This is a genomic window from Erwinia sp. BNK-24-b, from assembly GCF_047456155.1.
In the GTDB taxonomy this organism is placed as follows: Bacteria; Pseudomonadota; Gammaproteobacteria; order Enterobacterales; family Enterobacteriaceae; genus Erwinia; species Erwinia phyllosphaerae.
In genome coordinates this window covers 285,397-304,486 of sequence record NZ_CP179901.1, presented here as the reverse complement: position 1 = coordinate 304,486, position 19,090 = coordinate 285,397, and the positions used below count along the sequence as shown (strand labels likewise).

31 protein-coding genes are annotated in these 19,090 nt (G+C 51.2%); 1 reads left to right on the top strand and 30 read right to left on the bottom strand.

The features are described 5' to 3' along the window. Positions 1-11: 11 nt before the first annotated feature. The 28 genes from rpsH to fkpA form a co-directional block, all read right to left on the bottom strand. Entirely contained in the window at positions 12-404 is a 393-nt protein-coding gene (rpsH, locus tag ACMGGR_RS01405) for a 30S ribosomal protein S8 (protein WP_052902739.1), read from the bottom strand. 30 nt (positions 405-434) lie between these two features. Next, entirely contained in the window at positions 435-740 is a 306-nt protein-coding gene (gene rpsN / locus ACMGGR_RS01400) for a 30S ribosomal protein S14 (protein ID WP_062749332.1), read from the bottom strand. A 14-nt stretch (positions 741-754) separates the two neighbouring features. Then, the gene (gene rplE / locus ACMGGR_RS01395; RefSeq protein WP_056232433.1) at positions 755-1,294 is read right to left on the bottom strand and encodes a 50S ribosomal protein L5; all 540 of its coding nucleotides are present in this window, start codon (positions 1,292-1,294) and stop codon (positions 755-757) included. Positions 1,295-1,308: 14 nt separating this feature from the next. After that, the gene (rplX, locus tag ACMGGR_RS01390) at positions 1,309-1,623 is read right to left on the bottom strand and encodes a 50S ribosomal protein L24 (RefSeq protein ID WP_020322770.1); all 315 of its coding nucleotides are present in this window, start codon (positions 1,621-1,623) and stop codon (positions 1,309-1,311) included. Positions 1,624-1,633: 10 nt separating this feature from the next. Further along, a complete protein-coding gene (gene rplN, locus ACMGGR_RS01385) occupies positions 1,634-2,005 on the bottom strand; it encodes a 50S ribosomal protein L14 (RefSeq protein ID WP_004160583.1) in 372 nt (123 codons plus the stop codon). Positions 2,006-2,298: 293 nt separating this feature from the next. Then, the gene (locus ACMGGR_RS01380; protein ID WP_414148000.1) at positions 2,299-3,774 is read right to left on the bottom strand and encodes an 8-oxoguanine deaminase; all 1,476 of its coding nucleotides are present in this window, start codon (positions 3,772-3,774) and stop codon (positions 2,299-2,301) included. 230 nt (positions 3,775-4,004) lie between these two features. After that, positions 4,005-4,259 carry a 30S ribosomal protein S17 gene (gene rpsQ, locus ACMGGR_RS01375; protein WP_024966581.1) on the bottom strand — a complete coding sequence of 85 codons (255 nt, stop codon included), beginning with the start codon at positions 4,257-4,259 and terminating at the stop codon, positions 4,005-4,007. Beyond that, on the bottom strand, positions 4,259-4,450 hold the full coding sequence (rpmC, locus tag ACMGGR_RS01370; protein ID WP_025902044.1) for a 50S ribosomal protein L29: 192 nt from the start codon (positions 4,448-4,450) through the stop codon (positions 4,259-4,261). Before rpmC ends, rpsQ begins: the two co-directional genes overlap by 1 nt. Continuing rightward, positions 4,450-4,860 carry a 50S ribosomal protein L16 gene (rplP, locus tag ACMGGR_RS01365; RefSeq protein ID WP_002438716.1) on the bottom strand — a complete coding sequence of 137 codons (411 nt, stop codon included), beginning with the start codon at positions 4,858-4,860 and terminating at the stop codon, positions 4,450-4,452. The genes rpmC and rplP overlap by 1 nt, the downstream gene beginning before the upstream one ends. A 12-nt stretch (positions 4,861-4,872) precedes the next feature. Next, positions 4,873-5,571, bottom strand: a complete 699-nt coding sequence (gene rpsC / locus ACMGGR_RS01360; protein ID WP_002919766.1) for a 30S ribosomal protein S3 — start codon at positions 5,569-5,571, stop codon at positions 4,873-4,875. A gap of 17 nt (positions 5,572-5,588) precedes the next feature. After that, positions 5,589-5,921 carry a 50S ribosomal protein L22 gene (rplV, locus tag ACMGGR_RS01355; RefSeq protein ID WP_000447532.1) on the bottom strand — a complete coding sequence of 111 codons (333 nt, stop codon included), beginning with the start codon at positions 5,919-5,921 and terminating at the stop codon, positions 5,589-5,591. A 12-nt stretch (positions 5,922-5,933) separates the two neighbouring features. Further along, positions 5,934-6,212 carry a 30S ribosomal protein S19 gene (gene rpsS, locus ACMGGR_RS01350; protein WP_013204132.1) on the bottom strand — a complete coding sequence of 93 codons (279 nt, stop codon included), beginning with the start codon at positions 6,210-6,212 and terminating at the stop codon, positions 5,934-5,936. A gap of 16 nt (positions 6,213-6,228) precedes the next feature. Next, positions 6,229-7,050 carry a 50S ribosomal protein L2 gene (rplB, locus tag ACMGGR_RS01345; RefSeq protein WP_246761069.1) on the bottom strand — a complete coding sequence of 274 codons (822 nt, stop codon included), beginning with the start codon at positions 7,048-7,050 and terminating at the stop codon, positions 6,229-6,231. Positions 7,051-7,067: 17 nt separating this feature from the next. Beyond that, positions 7,068-7,370, bottom strand: a complete 303-nt coding sequence (gene rplW / locus ACMGGR_RS01340; protein WP_034917494.1) for a 50S ribosomal protein L23 — start codon at positions 7,368-7,370, stop codon at positions 7,068-7,070. Further along, positions 7,367-7,972, bottom strand: coding sequence for a 50S ribosomal protein L4 (gene rplD / locus ACMGGR_RS01335; protein ID WP_246761071.1), 606 nt, complete (start codon positions 7,970-7,972; stop codon positions 7,367-7,369). The genes rplW and rplD overlap by 4 nt, the downstream gene beginning before the upstream one ends. A 10-nt stretch (positions 7,973-7,982) precedes the next feature. Then, positions 7,983-8,612, bottom strand: coding sequence for a 50S ribosomal protein L3 (gene rplC / locus ACMGGR_RS01330; RefSeq protein WP_125290984.1), 630 nt, complete (start codon positions 8,610-8,612; stop codon positions 7,983-7,985). 32 nt (positions 8,613-8,644) lie between these two features. Beyond that, positions 8,645-8,956: a 30S ribosomal protein S10 gene (gene rpsJ / locus ACMGGR_RS01325; protein ID WP_001181005.1), complete on the bottom strand. Its 312-nt coding sequence runs from the start codon at positions 8,954-8,956 to the stop codon at positions 8,645-8,647. A 320-nt stretch (positions 8,957-9,276) separates the two neighbouring features. Continuing rightward, a complete protein-coding gene (gene bfr, locus ACMGGR_RS01320) occupies positions 9,277-9,753 on the bottom strand; it encodes a bacterioferritin (protein ID WP_414147999.1) in 477 nt (158 codons plus the stop codon). An 84-nt stretch (positions 9,754-9,837) separates the two neighbouring features. Continuing rightward, on the bottom strand, positions 9,838-10,032 hold the full coding sequence (gene bfd / locus ACMGGR_RS01315) for a bacterioferritin-associated ferredoxin (RefSeq protein ID WP_246761075.1): 195 nt from the start codon (positions 10,030-10,032) through the stop codon (positions 9,838-9,840). A gap of 192 nt (positions 10,033-10,224) precedes the next feature. Further along, on the bottom strand, positions 10,225-11,409 hold the full coding sequence (gene tuf, locus ACMGGR_RS01310; protein WP_246761077.1) for an elongation factor Tu: 1,185 nt from the start codon (positions 11,407-11,409) through the stop codon (positions 10,225-10,227). A gap of 70 nt (positions 11,410-11,479) precedes the next feature. Next, positions 11,480-13,594: an elongation factor G gene (gene fusA, locus ACMGGR_RS01305; RefSeq protein ID WP_246761079.1), complete on the bottom strand. Its 2,115-nt coding sequence runs from the start codon at positions 13,592-13,594 to the stop codon at positions 11,480-11,482. An 87-nt stretch (positions 13,595-13,681) separates the two neighbouring features. Beyond that, positions 13,682-14,152: a 30S ribosomal protein S7 gene (gene rpsG, locus ACMGGR_RS01300; protein ID WP_125289829.1), complete on the bottom strand. Its 471-nt coding sequence runs from the start codon at positions 14,150-14,152 to the stop codon at positions 13,682-13,684. A 96-nt stretch (positions 14,153-14,248) separates the two neighbouring features. Beyond that, the gene (rpsL, locus tag ACMGGR_RS01295) at positions 14,249-14,623 is read right to left on the bottom strand and encodes a 30S ribosomal protein S12 (protein ID WP_075182598.1); all 375 of its coding nucleotides are present in this window, start codon (positions 14,621-14,623) and stop codon (positions 14,249-14,251) included. A 124-nt stretch (positions 14,624-14,747) separates the two neighbouring features. Continuing rightward, positions 14,748-15,035 (bottom strand): sulfurtransferase complex subunit TusB, encoded by a 288-nt coding sequence (gene tusB, locus ACMGGR_RS01290; RefSeq protein ID WP_246761080.1) that lies wholly within the window; start codon positions 15,033-15,035, stop codon positions 14,748-14,750. A 7-nt stretch (positions 15,036-15,042) separates the two neighbouring features. Next, the gene (gene tusC, locus ACMGGR_RS01285; protein WP_414147998.1) at positions 15,043-15,402 is read right to left on the bottom strand and encodes a sulfurtransferase complex subunit TusC; all 360 of its coding nucleotides are present in this window, start codon (positions 15,400-15,402) and stop codon (positions 15,043-15,045) included. Further along, entirely contained in the window at positions 15,402-15,788 is a 387-nt protein-coding gene (tusD, locus tag ACMGGR_RS01280) for a sulfurtransferase complex subunit TusD (protein ID WP_246761085.1), read from the bottom strand. Before tusD ends, tusC begins: the two co-directional genes overlap by 1 nt. Beyond that, entirely contained in the window at positions 15,788-16,510 is a 723-nt protein-coding gene (locus ACMGGR_RS01275; RefSeq protein ID WP_246761087.1) for a transcriptional regulator, read from the bottom strand. The genes tusD and ACMGGR_RS01275 overlap by 1 nt, the downstream gene beginning before the upstream one ends. Positions 16,511-16,714: 204 nt before the next feature. Beyond that, positions 16,715-17,554 carry an FKBP-type peptidyl-prolyl cis-trans isomerase gene (fkpA, locus tag ACMGGR_RS01270; protein WP_414147997.1) on the bottom strand — a complete coding sequence of 280 codons (840 nt, stop codon included), beginning with the start codon at positions 17,552-17,554 and terminating at the stop codon, positions 16,715-16,717. Positions 17,555-17,842: 288 nt separating this feature from the next. Here fkpA and ACMGGR_RS01265 point away from each other — a divergent pair, with 288 nt between their 5' ends. Continuing rightward, on the top strand, positions 17,843-18,061 hold the full coding sequence (locus ACMGGR_RS01265) for a protein SlyX (RefSeq protein WP_246761090.1): 219 nt from the start codon (positions 17,843-17,845) through the stop codon (positions 18,059-18,061). 84 nt (positions 18,062-18,145) lie between these two features. Here ACMGGR_RS01265 and slyD read toward each other — a convergent pair whose 3' ends face one another. Beyond that, positions 18,146-18,694: a peptidylprolyl isomerase gene (gene slyD / locus ACMGGR_RS01260; RefSeq protein WP_246761092.1), complete on the bottom strand. Its 549-nt coding sequence runs from the start codon at positions 18,692-18,694 to the stop codon at positions 18,146-18,148. Between the two features lie 132 nt (positions 18,695-18,826). Then, complete coding sequence (locus ACMGGR_RS01255; RefSeq protein ID WP_125289837.1) at positions 18,827-19,021, bottom strand: YheV family putative zinc ribbon protein; 195 nt, start codon at positions 19,019-19,021, stop codon at positions 18,827-18,829. Between the last annotated feature and the right edge of the window lie 69 nt (positions 19,022-19,090).

Here is a 19,090-nt window from a genome sequence, read left to right as displayed (position 1 = left end):
TCTTTCCTCCGTTAAGCTACGTAGCAGATAATTTCGCCACCAAGACCAGCCTGGCGCGCTGCACGATCGGTCATAACACCTTTAGAGGTAGAAACAACAGCGATACCCAGTCCAGCCATTACTTTTGGCAGTTCGTCTTTGCGTTTGTAGATACGCAGACCTGGACGGCTTACACGCTGAATGCTTTCTACCACAGCCTTGCCCTGGAAATACTTAAGAGTCAGTTCCAGTTCTGGCTTGGTGTCGCCTTCGATTTTAAATTCTTCAATATATCCTTCTTCCTTCAGCACGTTGGCAATTGCCACTTTCAGCTTGGAGGAAGGCATGGTGACCGCAACTTTGTTCGCGGCCTGACCGTTACGGATACGGGTCAGCATATCCGCGATCGGATCTTGCATGCTCATCTGTCTTTACTCCCGTGATTCAATTGGTAATTACCAGCTAGCCTTTTTCAAGCCAGGTACTTCACCGCGCATAGCGGCTTCACGCAACTTGATACGGCTCAACCCGAATTTGCCCACATAACCATGTGGACGGCCAGTTTGGCGGCAGCGGTTACGCTGACGGGACGGGCTGGAATCACGCGGCAGAGTTTGCAGCTTGAGAACTGCATTCCAACGTTCTTCGTCGGATGAGTTCACACTAGAGATGATAGCTTTTAATTCCTCGCGTTTAGCGCGGTATTTATCAGCCAGTTTTACGCGAACGACTTCGCGTGCCTTCATCGATTGCTTAGCCATGAAGTAACCCTACCTTACTTGCGGAACGGGAAGTCAAAGGCAGCCAGCAGAGCACGGCCTTCATCGTCAGATTTCGCAGTAGTGGTAATGGTAATATCCAAACCACGAACGCGATCGACTTTGTCATAGTCGATTTCTGGGAAGATGATCTGCTCACGAACGCCCATGCTGTAGTTACCACGACCGTCGAATGACTTAGCGGACAAGCCACGGAAGTCACGGATACGCGGTACAGCAATAGAGATCAGACGCTCAAAGAACTCCCACATGCGCTCGCCACGCAGAGTCACTTTACAGCCGATCGGATAGCCCTGACGGATTTTGAAGCCTGCAACTGATTTGCGTGCTTTGGTGATAAACGGCTTTTGACCGGAGATTGCTGCCAGATCTGCTGCTGCGTTATCCAGCAGTTTCTTGTCAGCGATCGCTTCACCAACACCCATGTTCAGGGTGATCTTCTCGACCCGAGGGACTTGCATGACAGAATTGTAGCTAAACTCAGTCATGAGTTTTTTAACTACTTCGTCTTTGTAGTAATCATGCAGTTTCGCCATCGTACTACTCCAAATTACTTGATAGTTTCGCTGTTAGACTTGAAGAAACGGACTTTTTTGCCGTCTTCGAATCTAAAGCCTACACGGTCAGCCTTGCCGGTGGCAGTGTTGTAAAGTGCAACGTTGGAAACCTGAATAGCGGCTTCTTTTTCAACGATGCCACCTGGTTGGTTCAGAGCCGGAACCGGCTTCTGATGTTTCTTCACCAGGTTGATACCTTCAACAATGACCTTGCCAGAAGACAGGACATTTTTAACTTTACCGCGCTTACCTTTATCTTTGCCGGTCAGCACGATAACTTCGTCATCGCGACGGATTTTAGCTGCCATTTTTCGCTCCTTAGAGTACTTCTGGTGCCAGAGAGATAATTTTCATGAACTTTTCAGTACGAAGTTCACGAGTTACCGGCCCAAAAATACGCGTTCCGATAGGCTGCTCGCTGTTATTGTTCAGAATAACGCATGCATTACCATCGAAGCGAATGACAGAACCGTCCGGGCGACGAACACCCTTCCTGGTGCGCACCACTACCGCCTTCAGCACATCACCTTTCTTAACCTTACCGCGAGGAATTGCTTCCTTGATGGTAATTTTGATGATATCGCCTACGCCTGCGTAGCGACGGTGCGAGCCACCCAGAACCTTGATACACATTACGCGACGTGCACCGGAGTTGTCGGCGACGTTCAGCATAGTCTGTTCTTGGATCATTTTAGTGCTCCGCTAATGTCAACTACTACTTCGGGACCTGATTCAGGTCGTATAAAAGCCCCATTATTGAGGGCGCAGCATTATAACACCGCTTCTCGCATATGGGTAGAAAAAATAAACGACTCATATCGAGTCGATATTTGATCCTCGAATTGAGGAACGCGACATTCTAAGGAATTGTTCATCCGGTAGCAATCGTAATCTGCACACTTCTTCAGCTTGTTGAGGTTTATCGTTATAAATCTGAAGCCGCCCCGAAAAAATGGCGGCTTTGTGAACGGCCAGACGTCAGCTTAAGGGTAAAGCGTAGAGGCCAGCCTGTTATGTTCTGCAATGATTTGCGCTAAGTCCACCAGGGCAAGCTGTCCTTTGTCTACGATAATCCGCCCGTTGATAATGCTGTAGGCTACGGTTCCGGGGTTACAAAAAACCAGTGCGGCAAGGGGATCGTGACCTGCGCCCGCCAGTCCCGGCCGATTGAGATCGAAAACAGCGATATCCGCCATCATGCCCGGTGCTATAGCCCCCACGTCATCCCGGTTAAGAACTCTGGCTCCGCCAAGCGTAGCCAGCTCAAGCGCCTGTCTGGCCGTCATTGCATCAGGGCCAAAGCCAACCCGCTGTAACAGCAGTGCCTGACGGACCTCTGCTATCATGTCTGCCGTGTCGTTCGATGCCGAACCGTCAACACCCAGCCCAACATTTATACCCTTATCTAACATTTTTCGGACTGGCGCGATGCCGGAGGCCAGACGCATATTTGAACATGGACAATGCGCCACGCCAGTGCCGGTACGCGCAAAAAGCTCAATCCCATAATCGTCCAGCTTAACGCAGTGAGCGTGCCAGACATCCCGCCCTACCCATCCTAAGTCCTCGACATACTGCGCCGGCGTGCGGTTAAACTTTTCCCGGCTGTAGCGGACATCGTTATCGTTTTCTGCCAGGTGCGTATGCATGGAGACGTTATAGCTACGCGCCAGGCTTGCCGACTCCTTCATGAGATTTTGGCTAACGGAAAAGGGTGAACAGGGCGCGACTACAATACGCACCATGGCTCCCGGAGAAGCATCATGGTAGCGTTCAATAACCCGCTGCGTATCCGCAAGGATTACCGCTTCATTTTCTACCAGCGAGTCTGGCGGTAATCCTCCCTTACTTTGCCCAACACTCATACTGCCCCGGCTGGCATGAAAGCGCATGCCCATAATGGCAGCAGCTTCAATACTGTCATCCAGCCGACAGCCGTTAGGGTAAAGGTAAAGGTGATCGCTTGAGGTAGTACAGCCTGACAGCACAAGCTCGGCCATGGACATCATGGTAGAGATACGGATCGTCTCAGGCGTCATTTTTTGCCAGATCGGATAGAGGCTGGTGATCCACTTAAACAGTTCGCCATCCTGGGCTGCCGGAATCACTCGCGTCAGGCTTTGGTACATATGGTGATGGGTATTGATCAATCCAGGGATAACGATATGCCCCTGCATATTGATAGTTTTATCTGCCTGGCCCGGCAGTTCCGCCGCTTTACCAACGGCAGCAATGACATTACCTCTTATTAAAACACTGCCATTTTTTATTTCCCGTCTGTCAGCATCCATAGTGACTATGAGATCCGCATTCTTCAGCAATAGGGTACGTTCTGGCGACGTAGCGCGAGTTGCTGTCGTAGTGGGAAAAGCAAGCCCGGCGGCAAAAAGCTCAGAGGAAGCGGCGAGCAGCGGTAAGGTTAGCAAGAGGCGGCGGGTATAATCAGGTTGATTGCACATCGTCACGTTCCATGTAGGTTTCCCGATACAGGACTTATCCACGCGTCCTGCGCAGCATGCTCAGCGTGGCTGAACGGAAAAACTATTTTAAGCGCTGAGAAAGAATTTAATGTGATCCCGATCGTTACGCTTAACGGTCTTATTAAACTGAGGCAGTTTTGAGAAGGGATGTGGGAAGGCAGAAAAGAAAAAACCCCCGCAAGCGGGGGTTTTTCAGAGAGAAGAAGTTCTTACAGAACCGCTTTCTCTACAACGCGAACCAGGGTCCAGGACTTAGTCTTGGACAGTGGGCGGCACTCACGGATTTCAACCTTGTCGCCGATACCACATTCATTGTTCTCGTCATGTACGTGCAGTTTGGTCGTACGCTTAATGAACTTACCGTAGATTGGGTGTTTCACGAAACGTTCGATAGCTACAACAATGGATTTCTCCATTTTGTCGCTAGTCACACGACCTTGCAGAGTACGGATTTTATCGGTCATTACGCACCCGCCTTCTCAGTCAGTAAAGTCTTAACGCGTGCAACATCACGACGCACTTGCTTCAACAGATGAGTCTGTTGCAGCTGGCCGGATGCTGCCTGCATGCGCAGGTTGAACTGCTCACGCAGCAGGTTAAGCAGCTCAGTGTTCAGCTCTTCAACGCTTTTCTCACGCAGCTCTGTTGCTTTCATTACATCACCGTCTTAGTTACAAAGGTGGTTTTGATAGGCAGTTTTGCTGCTGCCAGCTTGAATGCTTCACGGGCCAGCTCTTCCGGAACACCGTCCATTTCATACAGGACTTTACCTGGCTGGATCAAGGCAACCCAATACTCCACGTTACCTTTACCTTTACCCATACGCACTTCCAGCGGCTTCTCGGTAATTGGTTTGTCCGGGAATACACGGATCCAAATTTTACCTTGACGCTTAACTGCACGGGTCATAGCACGACGTGCTGCTTCGATCTGACGTGCAGTCAGACGACCACGGCCAACAGCTTTCAGACCGAAAGTACCGAAGCTAACATCCGTACCCTGCGCCAGACCACGGTTGCGGCCTTTGTGCACTTTACGGAATTTTGTACGCTTTGGTTGTAACATCAGCGACTCTCCTTACTTACGGCCTTTACGCTGCTGCTTTTTAGGTTGAGCAGCCGGTTCCGGTTGTTCAACAGCAGCCATACCACCCAGGATCTCGCCTTTGAAGATCCATACCTTAACGCCGATTACACCATAAGTGGTGTGCGCTTCAGAGGTGTTGTAGTCAATGTCAGCACGCAGGGTGTGCAACGGCACGCGGCCTTCACGGTACCATTCGGTACGCGCGATTTCAGCACCGCCCAGACGGCCACTAACTTCAACTTTGATCCCTTTAGCGCCCAGACGCATTGCGTTCTGTACAGCACGCTTCATCGCACGACGGAACATCACGCGACGCTCCAGCTGTGAAGTGATGCTGTCAGCAACCAGCTTAGCGTCCAGTTCCGGTTTACGGACTTCGGCGATATTGATCTGTGCAGGAACGCCAGCGATATCCGCTACGACCTTGCGCAGTTTTTCTACGTCTTCGCCTTTCTTACCGATCACGATGCCAGGACGAGCGGTGTGAATAGTCACACGGATGCTCTTAGCCGGACGCTCGATAACGATACGAGATACGGACGCTTTAGCCAGTTCTTTCGTCAGGAACTGGCGTACTTTAAAATCGCTGTCCAGGTTGTCAGCGAATTCTTTGGTATTTGCGAACCAGGTAGAGTTCCAGGGTTTAACAATACCCAGGCGAATACCATTAGGATGTACTTTCTGACCCATTGCTAGTCTCCAGAGTCTCAGCGATCGGACACAACCACAGTAATGTGGCTGGTGCGCTTCAGGATGCGATCTGCACGACCTTTTGCACGCGGCATAATGCGCTTCATGCTTGGGCCTTCGTCTACGAAGATCTTCGTGACTTTCAGATCATCAATGTCAGCGCCATCGTTGTGTTCGGCGTTAGCAATGGCAGATTCCAGAACTTTCTTGACCAGTACAGCCGCTTTCTTATTGGTGTAGGTCAAAATGTCCAGAGCCTGCGACACTTTCTTACCGCGTACAAGATCTGCTACCAGGCGAACCTTCTGAGCAGAAGAACGAGCGTGGCGATGTTTAGCGATAGTTTCCATCTCTTCCTCCTGTTAGCGTTTCTTGGCTTTCTTATCAGCAGTGTGGCCGCGATAAGTACGAGTCGGTGCAAATTCACCCAGTTTGTGACCGACCATTTCGTCGGAAACAAAGACAGGAACGTGCTGACGACCATTATGGACAGCGATGGTCAAACCGATCATGTTAGGGAAGATCGTTGAACGACGGGACCAGGTGCGCAAAGGCTTCTTGTCTCCGCTTTCCACCGCTTTCTCTACCTTCTTCAGCAAGTGCAGGTCAATAAATGGACCTTTCTTGAGAGAACGTGGCATGGCTTATCCTCTAAAATTATTTGCTACGGCGACGTACGATAAATTTATCAGTACGCTTGTTGCTACGGGTCTTCTTACCTTTAGTCTGCAGGCCCCAAGGTGATACAGGGTGCTTACCAAAGTTACGACCTTCACCACCACCGTGCGGGTGATCGACTGGGTTCATCGCAGTACCGCGAACGGTAGGACGAACACCGCGCCAACGAGCTGCACCGGCTTTACCCAGAACGCGAAGCATGTGCTCGGCGTTACCGACTTCGCCCAGGGTCGCGCGGCAGTCAGATTCGACTTTACGCATTTCACCAGAACGCAGACGCAGGGTAACGTAGGAACCTTCACGCGCAACGATCTGCACGTAAGTACCAGCTGAACGGGCAATCTGACCGCCTTTGCCTGGTTTCATTTCTACGTTGTGTACGGTGGAACCCACTGGGATGTTGCGCATTGGCAGGGTGTTACCCGCTTTAATCGCCGCATCAACGCCAGACTGAATCTGGTCGCCAGCTTTCAGGCCTTTAGGGGCCAGGATGTAACGGCGCTCGCCGTCTTTGTACAGAACCAGCGCGATGTTCGCGGAACGGTTCGGATCGTACTCAAGACGTTCAACGGTAGCCGGGATACCATCTTTGTTGCGTTTGAAGTCAACAATACGGTAAGCCTGCTTATGACCACCACCGATATGACGGGTAGTGATGCGACCATTGTTGTTACGGCCACCGGATTTGCTGTTCTTTTCGACCAGCGGGGCAAATGGTTTGCCCTTGTGCAGCTCCGCGTTCACCACTTTAACTACGTGACGACGACCCGGAGATGTCGGTTTACATTTAACAACTGCCATTGTTCTTCTCCTCCGACTTACTCAGCGCCGCCGACGAAGTCCAGATTCTGGCCTTCTTTCAGGGTGACGTAAGCTTTTTTCCAGTCGTTACGACGACCAATACGCTGTCCGTGACGCTTAACTTTCCCTTTAACAACCAGGGTGTTTACGTCCTCTACTTCCACTTCGAAAAGCTTCTGTACAGCGGCTTTGATTTCTGCTTTGGTCGCGTCTTTAGCAACTTTGAGAACGATGGTGTTGGTTTTTTCCATCGCAGCAGATGCTTTTTCAGATACGTGCGGCGCGCGCAGTACTTTCAGCAGACGTTCTTCACGGATCATGCCAGCATCTCCTCAACTTGCTTAACTGCATCAGCAGTCATAACGACTTTGTCGAAGGCGATCAGGCTAACTGGGTCGATACCAGCTGCATCACGTACGTCAACCTTGTACAGGTTGCGAGCGGCCAGGAACAGGTTCTCTTCCAGTTCGCCAGTGATGATCAGCACGTCTTCCAGCGCCATGTCTTTCAGTTTCTCTACCAGCAACTTAGTTTTAGGTGCTTCCAGAGAGAACTGCTCGACAACGATCAGACGATCTTGACGTACCAGTTCGGACAGGATGCTTTTCAGCGCGCCGCGGTACATCTTTTTGTTTACTTTCTGACTGTGATCCTGGGTCTTCGCAGCGAAGGTCACGCCGCCTGAACGCCAGATTGGGCTCTTTGCAGAACCTGCACGCGCACGGCCGGTACCTTTCTGGCGCCACGGCTTTTTGCCGGAACCAGTTACTTCAGCACGGGTCTTCTGAGCACGGGTACCTTGACGGGCACCTGCTGCATAAGCAACAACAACCTGATGTACCAGCGCTTCGTTGAAGTCACGACCGAAGGTAGTTTCGGAAACAGTCAGCGCGCTTTGCGCGTCTTTCAATACTAATTCCATTGCTATCCCCTTACGCCTTCACAGCTGGTTTAACGATCAGGTCGCTACCGGTAGCACCGGGAACTGCACCTTTAACCAGCAGCAGGTTGCGCTCAGCGTCAACACGTACTACGTCCAGGCTCTGAACGGTTACGCGCTCATTACCCAGCTGGCCTGCCATTTTCTTGCCTTTGAACACTTTGCCCGGAGTCTGGTTCTGACCGATAGAACCCGGAACGCGGTGAGACAAGGAGTTACCGTGGGTAGCATCCTGAGTACGGAAGTTCCAGCGCTTAACAGTACCGGCAAAACCTTTACCTTTAGATGTACCAGTCACGTCAACTTTTTTCACGTCAGCGAAAATGTCAACGTTGATGCTCTGACCTACGGTGAATTCGTCGCCTTCAGCGGTACGGAATTCCCACAGACCACGGCCAGCTTCTACGCCAGCTTTAGCAAAATGGCCTGCTTCAGGCTTGGTGACGCGGTTTGCTTTTTTAGCACCGGCAGTTACCTGGATAGCAGTGTAGCCGTCGTTTTCCAGGCTCTTAACCTGAGTCACGCGGTTTGCTTCAATTTCGATCACGGTTACCGGGATAGATACGCCATCTTCAGTGAAGACGCGGGTCATACCGACTTTTTTACCGACTAAACCAATCATTGTTTCAACCTCTCAATCGCTCAATGACCTGATTAACCCAGGCTGATCTGCACGTCAACACCTGCAGCCAGATCCAGACGCATCAGAGCATCAACCGTTTTTTCAGTTGGCTCAACGATGTCAACCAGACGCTTGTGAGTGCGAATTTCATACTGATCGCGCGCATCTTTGTTGACGTGCGGGGAGATCAGAACGGTAAAGCGCTCTTTGCGGGTCGGCAGAGGAATTGGACCACGAACCTGCGCACCAGTGCGCTTGGCAGTCTCAACGATTTCTGCGGTCGATTGATCGATCAGACGATGATCAAACGCTTTAAGACGGATACGGATTCTTTGGTTCTGCATGAGACCAGAGCTCCAATTATTTATAAACGAAAAAAATTACTACCCACACCCATTACGATTGATGGGGGAGTGTAATCGTCTGCACATAACTCCCCGATTGGGAGTATTGTCAGGGAGCTAATTGCTCGCCTGCGGTTCAGATTGAACCGGGCCGCCATTTCTGACAGGCCCGCGCATTATACGTACGTGAGCGGGCATTGCAACCAGTTTCTTAACCCAGGCGGGGTATAGATAGCGGGTCGCCGGAAAACGCGTTGTTTAAAAAAATAAAAAACGCCGCCGGTCTTCCTGATTTAGCAGCGTTTTATGATGCAACAGCCCTACTCTTCTACTTTGATCTGCGACTGCAGGTAATTTTGCACGCCGATTTTAGCAATCAAATCGAGTTCGGTTTCTAAGAAGTCGATATGGTGTTCTTCATCTTCCAGAATCACAATCATCATATCGCGGCTGACATAGTCATAAACCTTATCCGCATAAGCGATAGCCTCACGCAGATCTTTGGCGCCTTCCAGTTCAAGCTGCAAATCCGAATGCAGCATCTCTTCTACATCTTCGCCAATACGCAGCCGTCCCAGGTCCTGCAGGTTCGGCAGGCCTTCGAGAAACAGTATGCGTTCAATATATTTATCCGCATGCTTCATTTCGTCGATGGACTCGTGATATTCAATATTGTTCAGGCGCATCAGCCCCCAGTTTTTGAACATTCGCGCATGAAGAAAATACTGGTTTATAGCAACCAGCTCATTTCCAAGAAGTTTATTCAAATGACTTATGATTCTGGCATCGCCCTTCATGTTGCATCCTCCGCTTCCGGTTAATCAGATCGTAGATGCACCAGCGAAGAAGTCAAAAAAGCATGACAAAATATAGGGGGATTATCAGGCAATTTCTTTATAAGGCGGAAGGTGCTGCAGTTCTTCTTTCATGATATCGCGCGTAACGCGCAAACATTTACCGCACTGCTTGCCTACAGGAATAAACTGGCGGAGATGCTGGAGCGATTTTGGCTGGTAACGACGCACTACCTCGCGGATCGTTTTATCACTTATGGCATTACATAAACATACGTACATTTTATCACCCCGTACAAATAACGATCACATTGTAAATGCGAATCGTTTTTATTTCAATCGCACACGGGGTTTATTGCAGGCGGGTAACGAGATCGTTTTTTGCTTGCCGAATTGCAGCCATAAAAAAAGAGCACCGAAGTGCTCTTTTTACTTGCCCGAACAGAGCGAACCCTGTTCTCAGGCTATCGACAATTAAGCGATAACTTTAGCAACAACGCCCGCACCAACAGTACGGCCGCCTTCACGGATTGCGAAACGCAGACCGTCGTCCATTGCGATTGGGTGGATCAGGGTAACAACCATTTTGATGTTGTCGCCTGGCATTACCATCTCAACGCCTTCTGGCAGTTCGATGGTACCGGTCACGTCAGTTGTACGGAAGTAGAACTGTGGACGGTAGCCTTTGAAGAACGGAGTATGACGGCCGCCTTCGTCTTTGGACAGGATGTAAACCTCAGACTCGAACTGAGTGTGTGGCTTGATGGTGCCTGGCTTAGCCAGAACCTGACCACGCTGGATATCTTCGCGCTTGATACCGCGCAGCAGGATACCACAGTTCTCACCCGCACGGCCTTCGTCCAGCAGCTTACGGAACATTTCAACGCCGGTACAGGTTGATTTCACGGTATCTTTGATACCAACGATTTCAACTTCTTCACCAACTTTAACGATACCGCGCTCTACACGACCGGTAACAACGGTACCACGGCCGGAGATAGAGAACACGTCTTCGATTGGCAGCAGGAACGGCTTGTCGATTGCGCGCTCTGGCTCTGGGATGTAGTTATCCAGGTGACCAGCCAGCTCGATGATCTTAGCTTCCCACTCTGCATCGCCTTCCAGCGCTTTCAGCGCGGAACCGTGAACGATTGGGGTGTCGTCGCCCGGGAAGTCGTACTGTGACAGCAGGTCACGTACTTCCATTTCAACCAGTTCCAGCAGCTCTTCATCATCAACCATGTCGCACTTGTTCAGGAACACGATGATGTAAGGAACGCCAACCTGACGACCCAGCAGGATGTGCTCACGAGTCTGCGGCATTGGGCCGTCAGTCGCAGCAACAACCAGGATCGCGCCGTCCATCTGCGCAGCACCGGTGATCATGTTTTTCACATAGTCGGCGTGGCCTGGGCAGTCAACGTGCGCGTAGTGGCGAGTCGGGGTGTCATATTCAACGTGAGAAGTGTTGATGGTGATACCACGAGCTTTTTCTTCTGGTGCGTTATCGATCTGGTCGAATGCACGAGCAGAACCGCCGTAGGTTTTAGCCAGAACGGTGGTGATAGCAGCAGTCAGGGTAGTTTTACCGTGGTCAACGTGGCCGATGGTGCCAACGTTGACGTGCGGTTTGGAACGTTCAAATTTTTCTTTAGCCACGGCGATATTCCTTACTTTCTGTGCTCTCCCTTGTGGGAAGGAGAGCACGGGATCAATTGGTTAAACCCGATTATTTACCACGGGCTTCAATAACAGCCTGAGCAACGTTGTTCGGCGCATCATCATACTTCAGGAATTCCATAGAGTAAGATGCACGACCTTTGGTGATAGAACGCAGCTGTGTTGCATATCCGAACATTTCAGACAGCGGAACTTCAGCGTGAATCACAACGCCAGTTACGTTGGATTCCTGGCCGCGCAGCGTACCACGACGACGGCTAAGGTCACCGATAACGTCACCAGTGTTCTCTTCAGGCGTTTCAACTTCAACCTTCATGATTGGCTCAAGCAGCACAGGCTGTGCTTTCTTAAAGCCATCTTTAAAGGCGATAGAAGCCGCCAGTTTAAACGCCAGCTCGGAGGAGTCAACGTCATGGTAAGAACCGAAGTGCAGACGCACGCCCAGATCAACTACCGGATAACCAGCCAGCGGACCTGCTTTCAGCTGCTCCTGAATGCCTTTATCAACGGCAGGGATGTATTCACCAGGAATCACACCACCTTTAATGTCGTTGGTAAATTCGTAGCCTTTCGGGTTTGAACCCGGCTCCAGTGGGTACATGTCGATAACAACATGACCGTACTGACCGCGACCACCGGACTGCTTGGCGTGTTTACCTTCGATATCCGTAACTTTAGAACGGATAGCTTCACGGTAAGCAACCTGAGGTTTACCGACGTTCGCTTCAACGTTGAATTCACGCTTCATGCGGTCAACGATGATGTCGAGGTGCAGCTCACCCATACCTGCGATAATAGTCTGGTTAGACTCTTCGTCAGTCCATACGCGGAATGACGGGTCTTCTTTAGCCAGACGGCCCAGAGCCAGACCCATTTTTTCCTGGTCAGCTTTGGTTTTCGGTTCAACCGCGATGGAGATTACCGGCTCAGGGAATTCCATGCGCTCCAGAATGATAACGTTGTCCGGGTCACACAGGGTGTCACCGGTGGTCACGTCTTTCAGACCGATAGCTGCAGCGATGTCGCCTGCGCGAACTTCTTTAATCTCTTCACGCTTGTTGGCGTGCATCTGTACGATACGGCCCAGACGCTCACGCTGAGATTTAACCGGGTTGTACACGGTGTCGCCAGAGTTAACGATACCAGAGTAAACGCGGAAGAACGTCAGGTTACCTACAAACGGGTCGGTAGCGATTTTAAACGCCAGAGCAGCAAACGGCTCGTTGTCGTCAGAGTGACGAACTGCTGGCGTATCTTTACCGTCGTCCAGAATACCGTTGATAGCTGTTACGTCAGTTGGTGACGGCAGATATTCAATTACGGCATCCAGCATTGCCTGAACACCTTTGTTCTTAAATGCAGAACCACAGGTAACCAGGATAATTTCGTTGTTCAGAACGCGCTTACGCAGAGAAGTTTTGATCTCTTCTTCGGTCAGCTCTTCGCCACCAAAGAACTTCTCCATCAGCTCATCAGAGCCTTCAGCTGCCGCTTCAATCAGTTTCTGGCGCCATTCTTCAGCCAGTTCCTGCATGTCAGCCGGGATCTCTTCGTAATCGAAGGTCACGCCTGCATCCGCGTCGTTCCAGTTGATCGCTTTCATCTTGATCAGGTCAACAACGCCGGTGAAGTTCTCTTCTGCGCCGATAGCCAGCTGCAGAGGAACCGGAGTTGCGCCCAGACGTGCTTCGATCTGACCAACAACTTTCAGGAAGTTAGCACCCATGCGGTCCATTTTGTTAACGAACGCGATGCGTGGAACTTTATATTTGTTAGCCTGACGCCATACGGTCTCAGACTGTGGCTGAACACCACCAACTGCACAGTAAACCATTACTGCGCCGTCAAGAACACGCATAGAACGTTCAACTTCGATGGTGAAGTCAACGTGTCCTGGGGTGTCAATGATGTTTACGCGGTGCGGCTCGAACTGCTTAGCCATACCAGACCAGAAAGCGGTAGTCGCTGCGGAGGTAATGGTAATACCACGCTCCTGCTCCTGCGCCATCCAGTCCATGGTGGCTGCGCCATCATGAACTTCACCGATTTTGTGGTTTACACCGGTGTAGAACAGAATACGTTCGGTAGTTGTCGTCTTACCGGCGTCGATGTGTGCACTGATACCAATGTTACGGTAGCGTGTAATGGGTGTTGTACGAGCCATTTGATTCCTCTGATTCTCGGACGTTCAAAGTTAAATCCCAGCGGGGTCAACTGAACGCCCGCTGGGTTAATAACAACTACAGAGCTGTTACCAGCGGTAGTGAGCGAACGCCTTGTTGGCTTCGGCCATACGGTGAACGTCTTCACGTTTCTTCACTGCAGTACCTTTGTTTTCTGCAGCATCAGAAAGTTCGTTCGCCAGGCGCAGAGCCATTGATTTATCACCGCGTTTACGAGCAGCTTCAACGATCCAACGCATTGCCAGAGCATTACGACGAACCGGACGGACTTCAACTGGTACCTGATAAGTAGAACCACCAACGCGACGGGATTTAACTTCCACGGTTGGGCGGACGTTGTCCAGGGCTACTTCGAATGCTTCCAGTTCGCCTTTACCAGCACGCTGAGCCAGGGTCTCAAGTGCAGTATAAACGATAGATTCGGCGGTAGATTTTTTACCATCTACCATCAGGATGTTTACAAATTTGGCCAGCAGCTCTGATCCGAACTTAGGATCTGGCAGAATTTTACGCTGACCAATAACGCGACGACGTGGCATGGAAATACTCCGTTGTTAATTCAGGATTGTCCAAAACTCTACGAGTTTATTATGACATTTAAGATAAAACGTTTGGCCTTACTTAACGGAGAACCATTAAGCCTTTGGCTTCTTCACGCCGTACTTGGAGCGAGCCTGCTTACGGTCTTTAACACCTGAGCAGTCCAGCGCGCCACGAACGGTGTGGTAACGCACACCTGGCAGGTCTTTTACACGACCGCCACGGATCAGGATCACGGAGTGTTCCTGCAGGTTATGACCTTCACCGCCGATGTAGGAGGTAACTTCAAAACCGTTAGTCAAACGCACACGGCATACTTTACGCAGTGCGGAGTTTGGTTTTTTCGGGGTAGTGGTATACACACGAGTACATACACCACGTTTCTGCGGGCAAGCTTCCAGCGCAGGCACGTTGCTCTTTGCAACTTTGCGTGCGCGTGGTTTGCGAACCAGCTGGTTAACTGTTGCCATTAAATAGCTCCTGGAATTTGCTTTTGCTTCGTAAACACGTAATAAATCGCCTCGTCAGATAACGAGGACGCGGAATTTTAGGGCTGAGCAGAAAAGGTGTCAAGAAATAACCAGGATATTGTCGTTACCAGGTCATTTGTTGAGGGTGTTTAACCGTCAGCGCGACGAAATCAGTATAGCTCACTGCTGCCGCATCGGATGAAATTTGAGCAGAAAGCCCGCGAGCCACCACATCATCCTGCAGGACGTATAAAGAGATGGGGGCTAACCGCAGAGATTCAAGGGCTTTGCTGCCTTTTAACGCCGCCAGTACGCCATCCTGCAACAGTAACACGTCGTCCCCTTCTGCGAGCAGCCGCAGCATGGCGTTCAGGTCGCACTGGAAAGGAGAAGTCATCAGCGTATGCAGCATAGTTTCCTCAAAACGAAATAATCTGGTCGTAATCGTTTAGCGTCGCACGCAGTGCCGCAGGGGTCAGAACCTCAACCGGCAGCGCTGTTAACGCTTCTGCTGCAATGCCGCGTTCGGCCAGCGCAGCCGAGCAGACGTAAAAGTTTTCCAGATCGTATAACGGCAGAACGCCAAACGTAGCGATATAGTTGCGCGCCAGAATTTTTTCCGGCTGCTGATCGCCCAGCAGCTGCATTACGCCGTCGCTGACGAAAAACAGCGCGATATCTTCGCTAAGCGCTGAAACGGTCATCACGGCGTCCAGCCCTTCCCGCCCGGCGCTGGAACCATGCGGCGGCTGGCTAAAAACAAAGGCGATACGCTTCATCAGAACTGTACCATCCGCTCGCTGCTTAATGCCGCTTCGGCCAGCGCGCCCAGACCGGAAAGCTGGAAACCTTCGGCCAGGTTAGCGGCGGGAAGATTCAGATTTTTGGCTTCCTGCCGATCGGTGATGCCGCGCCGCAGCGCCGCAGCCACGCAGATATTCAGCGCAACGTTATGCTCGCGCTGTAACTGTTGCCAGGCGCGGGTCAAATCAACTTCATCGCTGGCCGGAGACGTCAGCGCGCTGGCGTTCATCACGCCCTCACGATAGAAGAAAACGCTTTCCAGGCTATGGCCCTGCGCCAGCAGCGCCTGCGCAAACAACCAGGCCGAGCTGGCCTGCTGAGTACCATAGGCGGGGCCGGTGACCAGCAAAGTAAAACGCATCAGCGTTCGGTTCCCTGAAAATCGCCATGCTTGAACTGGCGGATATAAAGATAGACGGTGTGCTTGGAGATGTTCAGGCGATCGGCCACCTGGTTGATTGCATCTTTGATATCGAAAATGCCTTTTTCATAGAGATTAAGCACAATCTGGCGATTCTTGGCGTTATTGGAGATATTGCGATCGTTACTGACCTCTTCAATCGTAAACTCCAGCGTTTGCATCACCAGATCCTCCACCGAAGAGGCAAAGTTTACCGAGGAGTCCATTTCCTGAGTTTCCGGCGGCATAAACGTCGCGATGATCTGGGAGAAAGGCACGTCCAGATTCATATTGATGCAGAGCAGACCGATAACGCGCTGTTTTCCGTTGCGAATGGCAATAGTGACCGACTTCATCAGCACGCCGCTTTTGGCGCGGGTAAAGTAAGCGCGCGAGACGTTGCTTTCTGCATCCGTCATATCATGCAGCATGCGCAGCGCCAGATCGGTGATAGGCGAACCGATTTTACGACCGGTGTGCTCGCCGTTGGCAATGCGCACAGCAGAGCGTTTTAAATCTTCCAGTGAGTGCAGCACAATCTCACAGTGCGAACCGATAAGCATTGCCAGCCCATCGACCACTGCCTCATACGATTTTAAAATCGCAAAATCATTTGGTTCAAAGGGATGCTGCTCCAGTAATTCCAGATCGTTCACATCACCGGTAAAAATTGAGCCAGACATTAAGACACCACCTTTAAAAAAGCCTGCTGCATGCGGCCAGCACAGGTTCGTTTCGAAGAAAATGCGCGGGCGTCAGTCTAGCAAATATCAGAAACGCCTGTCCCGGTCTTTGTCATGAATTTTGTGTGGGAATAGCGCTGGATAAAGGGATAAGGCAGTTTGAGGCAGGAAAAAATACCGCCACAGAAGTGGCGGCAGGAGGCGTTACTTAGATTCGGTAGCGGCTGGCGCTTCTGTCGGAGCCGGTGCGTTAGCATCCGCTTTCGCGGCCGGTTTGATGTCCAGCAGCTCAACATCAAATACCAGCGTAGAGTTAGCTGGAATACCCGGCACGCCGTTTTTACCGTAGGCGAGCTGTGGTGGAATGACCAGCTTGATTTTGCCGCCTTTCTTCACGTGCTTCAGGCCTTCGGTCCAGCCAGGGATCACGCCGTCAAGACGGAATGACAGCGGCTCGCCGCGAGTGTAAGAGTTGTCGAACTCAGAACCGTCAATCAGCGTACCTTTGTAGTTAACAACAACGGTATCGCTGTCTTTAGGCACGTCGCCAGTCCCTTCTTTCTCAACCTGATACATCAGGCCAGATTCGGTTTTTTTCACGCCTTTTTCTTTGGCGAACTTAGCGGCGAAAGCATTACCTTTTTCGGTATTCTCTTTCGCGTCTTTTTCCATTTTCGCCTGAGCGGCCGTTTTTACGCGACCTTCAAACGCCTGCAGCGTCTGCTCGATTTCCTGATCGGAAAGCTTGCTCTTACCGGCAAAAGCGTCCTGAACACCGGAGATCAGCTGCTGCTTGTCCAGCGTGATGCCCAGTTTTTCCTGCTCTTTCAGGGAGTTTTCCATATAGCGGCCAAGAGACGCGCCCAGTGCATAGGCAGACTGCTGATCTTCATTTTTAAACGCGGCATTCTTCGGTGCCTGCTGTGGCGCCTGCTCGGCCGGAGCAGAAGGTGCCGCCGTGGCTGGGGCCGCAAATACCTGCGAGGCATTCAGCGCAACGGCCATTGTGGTGGCCAGCAGTGTGACTTTAAACAGTGATTTCATCCATTTCTCCAAAACCGAAGCCTCTCACCTCGGAAATCGTTTACAGAACAGAGCCTGTACTATAACAACCGTGCGCGAGAAAGCTGCATAACTCTCGCAATGAAAACTAATTACTTCCGACCACATACCCATCCGAAAGTTTCATCACTGAGATGCAGCCGCCGCTGGCTCTTTTCAACCGCGCCAGCGAAATTAACGCGAACATCGCTGTTTCAGGCGGTTAATTACCGTTAGAATCGGAGGAATCCGGCCATGATAACGGCCTGCGCGGTAATAAGAGGAACGAGTATGCAACAATCATTGTTTGAACAGCGGATGGAGATGCTGGAAAGCCGCTTAGCTTTTCAGGAACACACCATAGAAGAGCTTAACCAAACGGTGATTCAACATGAGCTGGAAATGGGCCGCTTGCGTGAGCAAATGCGTCTGCTGACCGACAAGTTGAAATCAGCTGCGCCTTCCATGATGGCCTCACAGTCAGAAGAAACGCCGCCGCCCCACTACTGACAGCCCTTCGCCGCTGGAGAACCAGGCAGGATCGCTGCCAACAAAAAGGCCGCCCTCGGGCGGCCTTTTGCGAACGTCTACGACTTAGTGGCTGCAGCCACAGCCGCCGGTGCCGCAACCGCCTTTACCGTGGTCGTGGTCATGATCGTGGTCATGATGATGATCGTGCTCGCCGTGAACGTGGCCGTGAGCCAGTTCTTCTTCGGTCGCTTCACGAATCGCAACAACCTCAACGTTAAAGTTCAGATCCTGGCCCGCCAGCATGTGGTTACCGTCAACCACCACGTGGTCATCTTCTACCTCGGTGATTTCGACCGGTACCGGTCCCTGATCGGTTTCCGCCAGGAAGCGCATGCCAACCTGCAGTTCATCAACGCCCATGAACACGTCTTTTGGAACGCGCTGCACCAGGTTGTCGTCGTACTGGCCGTAAGCTTCGTTCGCCGCAATGTGGACTTCGAACTTATCGCCAGCCTCGTGATTTTCCAGCGCCTTTTCCAGACCAGAAATCAGGGAACCATGACCGTGCAGATAGTCCAACGGTGCGGTCACCGGAGACTCATCAACCAACACACCGTCTTCTGTACGTACCTGATATGCCAGGCTGACTACCAGGTCTTTTGCTACTTTCATGATTACTCCTAACCGTTGAGAGCTTGAGCCTTAAACGCTGGCGGATTCGCCAGCAGGCTCTAAGTTTGCGTTGATTGTAATAAATTTCAACGCCGCTGTACGATACAGCTTAAAAAAAGCTGAGCCATAACGCTACTCAGGATGAAAAATTCCGATCACTTGCTCGTTGGTGCGAACCTCGTCACGAACGTGTTTGTCCGCTTCACGCATCTGATGGCCGCACTTAACGCATTCAACTACATCGACATTATTTTCGACCCACAGAGCAAGGGTATCTTTTGCCTGGCACTTTGGACAAGTCGCACCGGCAATAAATCTTTTACGCATACGCTTCCCGACTTAAATAATCAGGCATTGCTTTGCCTGTACCTGCAAACGCAAAGCTGTGCCAACTCA